The organism is Pseudomonas atagonensis (assembly GCF_011369485.1).
GTDB classification, from domain to species: domain Bacteria; phylum Pseudomonadota; class Gammaproteobacteria; order Pseudomonadales; family Pseudomonadaceae; genus Aquipseudomonas; species Aquipseudomonas atagonensis.
This window is the reverse complement of record NZ_VXCA01000063.1, coordinates 1-7,363: the sequence shown is the minus strand read 5'-3', so window position 1 is coordinate 7,363 and position 7,363 is coordinate 1. Positions and strand designations below refer to the sequence as shown.

Annotated in this window: 4 protein-coding genes; all 4 read left to right on the top strand. The window is 54.4% G+C overall.

The genetic code is table 11. The features are described from left to right. Nucleotides 1-1,941 (top strand): type VI secretion system Vgr family protein (locus F2P67_RS27455; RefSeq protein ID WP_166226370.1); only part of this gene is annotated, 1,941 nt, incomplete at its 5' end. After that, nucleotides 1,934-2,833: a DUF4123 domain-containing protein gene (locus tag F2P67_RS27450; protein ID WP_166226367.1), complete on the top strand. Its 900-nt coding sequence runs from the start codon at nt 1,934-1,936 to the stop codon at nt 2,831-2,833. The genes F2P67_RS27455 and F2P67_RS27450, both read left to right, overlap by 8 nt. Next, nucleotides 2,830-6,150: a toxin VasX gene (locus F2P67_RS27445; RefSeq protein WP_166226365.1), complete on the top strand. Its 3,321-nt coding sequence runs from the start codon at nt 2,830-2,832 to the stop codon at nt 6,148-6,150. The genes F2P67_RS27450 and F2P67_RS27445 overlap by 4 nt, the downstream gene beginning before the upstream one ends. 36 nt (nt 6,151-6,186) lie before the next feature. Further along, nucleotides 6,187-7,263 carry a DUF6708 domain-containing protein gene (locus F2P67_RS27440; protein ID WP_343045187.1) on the top strand — a complete coding sequence of 359 codons (1,077 nt, stop codon included), beginning with the start codon at nt 6,187-6,189 and terminating at the stop codon, nt 7,261-7,263. The last annotated feature ends 100 nt before the right edge of the window (nt 7,264-7,363 follow it).

The window sequence follows — 7,363 nt, the reverse complement described above, 5'->3', positions numbered from 1 at the left end:
CCTTTTGTCTTCGAGGTGGAGCTGGTCAGTGAGCAGCCGTCGCTGGACCTCGAAACCCTGCTGCACAAACCGGCCTTCCTGCAACTGTCGCCCGACGGCAGCGGCATTCACGGCCAGATATACCGCGCCGCCCAAGGCGATTCCGGCAAGCGCCTGACCCGTTATTCGGTGACCCTGCGCCCGCAGCTGGCGTACCTCGCGCACCGGATCAATCAGCGCATCTTCCAGAACCTCACGGTGCCGAAAATCATCGGCATGGTGCTCGAAGAGCACGGCATCCAGAGCAACGCTTACGAATTCAAGACAGGTTCGATTTATCCCGAGCGCCTCTACTGCGTGCAATACGATGAATCGGACCTGCATTTCATCCAGCGCCTGTGCGAAGAGGAAGGCATTCACTACCACTTCCAGCACACCGCGACGGCACACAAACTGGTGTTCGGCGATGACCAGACGGTGTTCCCGAAACTCAAACCGGTGGCCTATCAGCAAGACTCCGGCATGGTCGCCAAGGACCCGGTGATCAAGCGCTTCGACCTGCGCCTGGAAACCCGCACCAGCCGCACCACTCGCCGCGATTACGACTTCGAAAAACCACGGATCACCCTCGAAAGTGAAAACCGTGGCGACGCCCTGCCCGACCTCGAAGACTACGACTACCCCGGCCGCTTCATCGACCGCGAGCGCGGCAAGCACCTGGCCAAACGCGCCCTCGAACGCCACCGCAGCGACTTCCAGCTCGCCGAAGGCAAGAGCGATCAACCGCTGCTGGTCAGCGGCCACTTTCTGGCCCTGACGCAACACCCGAAAGCCAAATGGAATGACCTGTGGCTGCTCACCGAAGTCCTCCACGAAGGCAAGCAGCCGCAAGTGCTGGAAGAATCCGTCACCAGCGACACCACCGCGCTGAAAGACGATTTCCACCAGGGCTATCGCAACCGCTTTCAGGCCACCCCGTGGGACGTGCCGAACCGCCCGCCCTTGCGCCACCCGAAACCGCGCATCCTCGGCAGCCAGAGCGCCGTGGTCACCGGCCCGAAAGGCGAAGAAATCCACTGCGACGAATACGGTCGGGTCAAAGTGCAATTCCACTGGGATCGCGAAGGCCAGGCCGACGACAAAACCAGCTGCTGGCTGCGTGTCTCCAGCGCCTGGGCCGGCGCCCAGTACGGCGGCATCGCCATCCCTCGCATCGGCATGGAAGTGCTGGTCACCTTCCTTGAAGGCGACCCCGACCAGCCGCTGATCAGCGGCTGCCTGTACCACAAGGAAAACACCGTCCCCTACGCCCTGCCGGCGAACAAGACCCGCAGCACCTTCAAGACCATGAGCTCGATGGGTGGCGGCGGCTACAACGAACTGCGCATCGAAGACAAGAAAGGTCAGGAGCAGATCTACCTGCACGCCCAGCGCGACTGGGACGAAAACATCGAGCACGACCAGAAAATCCGCGTCGGCAACGAACGCCACGACACCGTCGAAAAGAACAGCTACAGCGAGTTCAAGGCCGAAGAACACCACACCGTCTACGCCGACCGCAAAGTCGAAGCCCGGGCCAACGACCACCTGACCGTGGGCGTGAACCAGCACATCAAGATCGGCACCGGACAATTCATCGACGCCGGCCAGGAAATCCACCTGAGCAGCGGCATGAAGGTGGTGCTGGAGGCCGGGGCTGAGCTGACGCTGGTGGGCGGTGGCAGCTTCATCAAGATCGATGGCGGCGGCGTGACCCTGAGCGGGCCGGTGATCAACATCAACTCCGGCGGCGGGCCGGGCAGCGGCACGGGGGCGGCGCCTTTGTTGCCGGGGCCATTGAAGCAGGCGGATGCGGATAAGGCCGGGCAGTTACTGGTGCCGGCGCAGCGCCAGGCGTTGATGCAGAAGAAGCCGATTTGTGCGGTGTGCGAGAAAGCCAAATTGGAGGCACAGAATGCTTAAGTCGGAATTTCCATTGGAAAACGGCCTCCCCCAAGGCCTTCCATGGAATGGCACGGTAGGTTTACTGCTTGATGGTGTCAGCGTTGAGAAACTTCCGCAGCACCTGTATCAGTGGACGGAAAACCCTGAGTTCGAGCCGCTTTATCTTGGGACTCGTTGGGCAGAACTGGGCGATATGTCCCCATGCCTCGTGCAAATAAAAGCACAGAACAACCCGGTTCTGACCCGGTTCCTGAACGCATCACGTCAGGAGTGGGGGCACTTGGTGTTTAGCGATCAATCATGGGATCAACTGGTCGCACACTTTCGCTGGCTCACCAGCGTCATGCACCCACTCGGTGAGGAAGTGTTGTTGCGCATCGCAGACCCGGCCGTAACCCACGCACTGCTCGCTCACGCAGAAACCATCAAGGATCCGACCCTATTCGGCCCCTGCAAACAAATCGTTACTGCCGATGCAGCACTGGATTGCTGGTACATAAACAATAGGCCGGGCAACGCTCCTGAGCCCGACCACAGCAAGCGCTATCGATTGAGCGAAGCCCAACTCAGTCAACTGGACGAGGTGAACTTTCGCAATGTTGTGATGCGTCTCGATGCACACATGCAAGAGTATTTTCCAAGCTATCAGGTACAGTCGACCCCACAGCAACGCTGGGAACACCTGCATACGTTGGCTTCGACCTCCTATGATCGCGGCTTCAACACCGAACTCGATATCACCCTCTATGCCAACATTCACGGGTTCCTTGGCGAGCGAGCACTGGAAGAACATCCAGACCTCGACGCCATACTCAAAACCCCGTCGGAACAAACGCCCGCACAACGACTCGAACGGGTCGCTGATATTTCCCAGGAACGGGCTGCAACATTGAACAGGAGCCAAGGATGACAACGCCAACATCGACCGGTAAAAGCCCGAACAACGCTGCAAAAAGCCGGGATGACGGCAAGTGTGCCATGGGCGGCTGCTCGTTGATGAAGGCAAAAATCCAGCTCATCCCACTGCGTTACGGCCTCGTTGAACGACTCGACCCGTCAAGCGCGCTGACCATGCCGTACAAAACCACTTCTCGCCCACTAGGCATTCGATTGATGCGTGACGGCTGGCTCTACGTCATCGTCGACAAGAAGCCTGAAGCCGTAATGCACGAATACCGAATCCAGAACGGCATCGTGACCCAACTGCTGTGGGAAAAGAGCGAAATCACCGCCAACAAACGTGAAAGCAACGTGGGCGAAGCCGTGTTGGTCTTCCCGCGTTTGAGCAAACTCTACGTCAACTACTCCGAGGTGCAATGGACCGCCGCGAAATGCGCGCAGGTCATCAAGCACAAGTCTGAACGTGAGTACTTCATGCAGAAGGTCGATCTCACCAATGCAGACCCTGAGAAAGGCGCAGCTCATCTACTGACGCCAAGTCAGGCGGAAAAGTGGATTGCGGAGGTTTCGGAGCAGCCGAGTAAAGAGCCGACGGTTACGGGTGCCAAACCTGAGGAAAGTCAGGACTATCTCTGGGAGCAAGCGTCGCACTTCAAGAAAACTCAGTTGGGCACACTCAAAAAGCAAGTCAAGGCAGAACATGAGCGTGACCATCTGTACTTGGTCTTACAGGATGACCTGGGCGTGTTACGCGATCTCGCTGAGCATCAGGACTTGGTCACTGGCTGGATCAGCGACTGGAGCGACGCTGAGGCCAATCAAAAGAAGTATGTGTTTGGTTGCTACATCGAATCGTTGTACACCGTAACAGGCGAAACCATTCTGAATGCCGCCCAAGGCGACCCTCGTTTTGTCAAACTCAAGGACGAAACAAGCGAAGAGCAGCGGCAATCGATCGTCGACTACGTCAACGTAAAAAATCAAACCCAGTATTCAGGCGCTGGTACGCATCGTGGGGCTATTGCAGCTTCAAAGTCGCGGATGCGTACGAGTCTTGGACCTTTGTATTCCAGGTACGAAGACCTGATCGAGACCATCGAAGACAACGCGGATGACGCGCTCGACGGCGCGAAGATGGGACAACAGGGCATCAACGATCTGATCGATCGGCCAGCTATGGAAGCCTTCCTGAAACAGCAACGCGCCCAACTCAATCGCTGGAACAAACGTCTAGATCTGATCAGTAACGATCGCGCGAATCTAATCTGTGAAGAACGCTTCCAACGTTCAGCCTGGTATTTTGACCCCAAATTTGGCGATCAACTCGACACAACTCTCGCTACTGAATATGCCTGTATGAGAGACATTTGCCGGACAGATAAAGCGACTGAAAAGCTTGCCGATCTGCTCGAGAAACAGCCGGGTTTCACCGTACCAACCTTCTTCACATTGAGTTTGACTGATCAGAAGGACATGCACTCCAAGGTCACATCATTCATCAAGTCCCTGCGCGATACCTATATGGTCAAGGACGACTATCAGGGCGCCCAAGCACTCAGCGGAAAATTTGGCAATTTGCTCACTCAGAATCTCGCAGCAGCAATGCAATTGAGTGAAAACGGCATTGTGCTAGGTCAGTTGCGCAACACAGCGTACGAGCCGGCAAAGCAGTTGCGCCTGGCAGGAGCGCTGGATGAGGCTATGCAAGCGCTACGCAATGGACAACCGCTAGATCCGGCAAAAGTATTGCGCCGAATTCCTGGCTCGGCCTGGATAGATGTTCTTCGTGCCTTTGGTAAGGGAGGTATTACATTAGAGTTTGCCTCTGCGAATCAAATTGCTGCGTTCAAAGCTGATATGGCCAAACTGACAGATCTGCGCCAGCAAATGACCTCGCTGAAAAATCAGATTCGGCAAACCCTGGCTGATGAACGTAAAGGAAGGTCACCAAAAGGCGGTTATAAAACCTTGGTAGCTCGCCGCAAAGCCATTCAACAGACTGTCGCTCCCCTTGAAGGGCGGATAGCTCAGGCCATGAGTCCTGTTGGTGACGGACCTGGCAAGGCTGCCTTCAAGATTAAAGGGCTTAACAATGCTCAGGTGCTTGAGTTCGAGCGGATGGCCGATGACTATCGGCTCAAGCGTCCTTCCAAGGGAATAAGCAAGGCGGTTTTCGCATCAGCTGGAGGGGATTTGTTTTCTTCAGCTGCAGCGGTTCTGCAAATCATCAGCTTTACGACTGTTTATGGTGAATTTGCTAGAAAAAAAGAGGCGGATTTCTCCGATAAGTTGGCTGTAGCAAATGCTCTTTTTTCAATGCTTGGGGGGGCAATCGCCGCGGCCCAAGGAATTGCCATTACTGGCCTTTCTGTCGCAATTGAAAACTATGCGAGTGCCGCAGCTAAAATCGGATCAGCCTCCAAGTTAGGCAAAATTACAGGCGTATTGGGGCCTTTTTCATACCTTTTTGGCGCTATTGCCGCAGGCACTGGTTTGTATGGTGAAAAAGGGTCTGCCGCAAGGTGGACCGAAGCTTTACGGTCAGGCGATGGCGCCAAACTAGCTGGGGCTAGCATGACGCTGGTTGGAGACTCCGGCCAACTAGTTGTCAATGGCTGGGCAACCGCACGAACAGTTCAATACACTTCTGAAGCTATGACGAATGTAAGCCAGGCGCGCGCTCTTGCGTGGGTTACGACTGGTGGTAAGTTGCTCAGCGTCGCCGCTCGTGCCAACCTGATTGGCCTAGTCCTAACAGGACTCCAATTAGGTGGTGAATGGCTGTACAACCGTAATAATAAGACCGAACTGGATAAATGGCTGCTCAAGGGTCCTTGGGGCAAGCAGAGCGAAAACCGAAGTCTTGCGGAGGAACGTTTGATGTTAGCAGATATTACTGCCGCTCCGCAGATAGCCCTACAACAAGTAGACAGCAAGCCCATGGCCGTCTTGAGCATGCCGGGGATGACAGCCAATGATCTAGAAGATGTCAATCTCGGCCTCAGTGCTTACTGGCTAACTAACCAACAGCGCAATGACTGGGAAGCGTGGAGCGAACCATTACTGTATCAACTCAATCTGCTAGGTGCTCCGGGCGAACCTCTTAAGCTCGGCTTAGAAATATTCCAACACGAAGCTAACGCCCAACATGGCCTTGCCGTCGTTTTACGCTACCACCCCGTAGCCGGTGATAAATCTTTCCGAGAGAAGCGATTCGAAACCACGACCCTAAACGCGCAGAATGGCAAGCCGCTTCAATCAGTATCTGTGTTAAGGACGCGCACCACGAATGCTCCTTGGTTGCTAGTAACTAGCGACTCCCTGTAGTTACCTAAACTGCCTACATTTTTTCGGTTGAATTGCATGCCATCCAAACCTGAACAGCAAGTCGAACTTGACCTTAAAAATCACCGCCCCACGGCGGGTGAAACTCGTCATTTTGCCACAGGCGAAGCATTATTTTTCTCACCGCTGCCAGTTCCGACCGGGCAAATTCCAATGGATCTCGGCGGAAGTTTTGTTGAAGTCAACGACACATATCTGGACTTGGGTAGCAGCAATCTCACCAAGTCTTTCCAAACACGATTAGCTGTGGCACTCCCAACAATCGTAGTTATCGTTTGTCTATTTGGTCTCCCAACATTGATGGGCTTCGCAGCATTCATAAACCCATTCGGCAGAAGCTTCTGGTTTTATTTCAACGATTTTTTTGAGTTCGGAATATCACTAGCGCTCTGGTGTGGAGGGGGAGCAGCGCTGATTGGCCTGTACGCGATTATCAGCACCACAAGGAACAAAGCCCGCGCCAAACCCATCCGATTTAACCGCCAACGCCGAGAGGTCTGTTACTTCCCGAATGGCTCCGACGAAGCCGTGATCCAGCCTTGGGAAGACACAGTTGCGTGGATCTCTGTCAGCACCGGATTCACTGGAGTAGGCGTAATCAGTAGCTACACCTTTGGCATGGCCATAGATAATCCCAAGGCCGATAGGGTGCACTTTTTCACACAGGAGGTCATGACTCCTGTTCATGGACTAGGCAAATGGGAAGCCATACGTGCCTACATGGAAAAAGGACCGGAGTTCTGCCCTGCTAAAGCACCCTACGAGGGTCGCCACACCTTTGATAAAAAACGACAAGATATGCACGAGGAATACCAGCACAACGAACGTTCCGCTTTAGGCGTTGGTTGGTGGTACCTAACACATTTGATCACTTGGTGGCGTTTTCCGTATTGGGTAGCAGAATGGGACCATCGTTTCAGCATGAAATCTCTACCTGAATCCATCGCTGAGTGGTCTAAACCTCTTCCGCCTGAACAATGGGGCAAGCCAAGCCCGGCGCTTAAAGAGCAAAGCGCGAAAATCGAAAAAGCCTTTGCTCAAGGACAGGATTTTATGACGTACTTCGAGGCAAACCTCAACGAAAGCAAGGCATAGGAATTAACAAATAGCTGAGCTATATAATTGCCAAAAATTAGGTGGCCCGACAACCGTTACATCGAGTCTGAGCTTTTACAAAACTGGAAGACGCGATCAT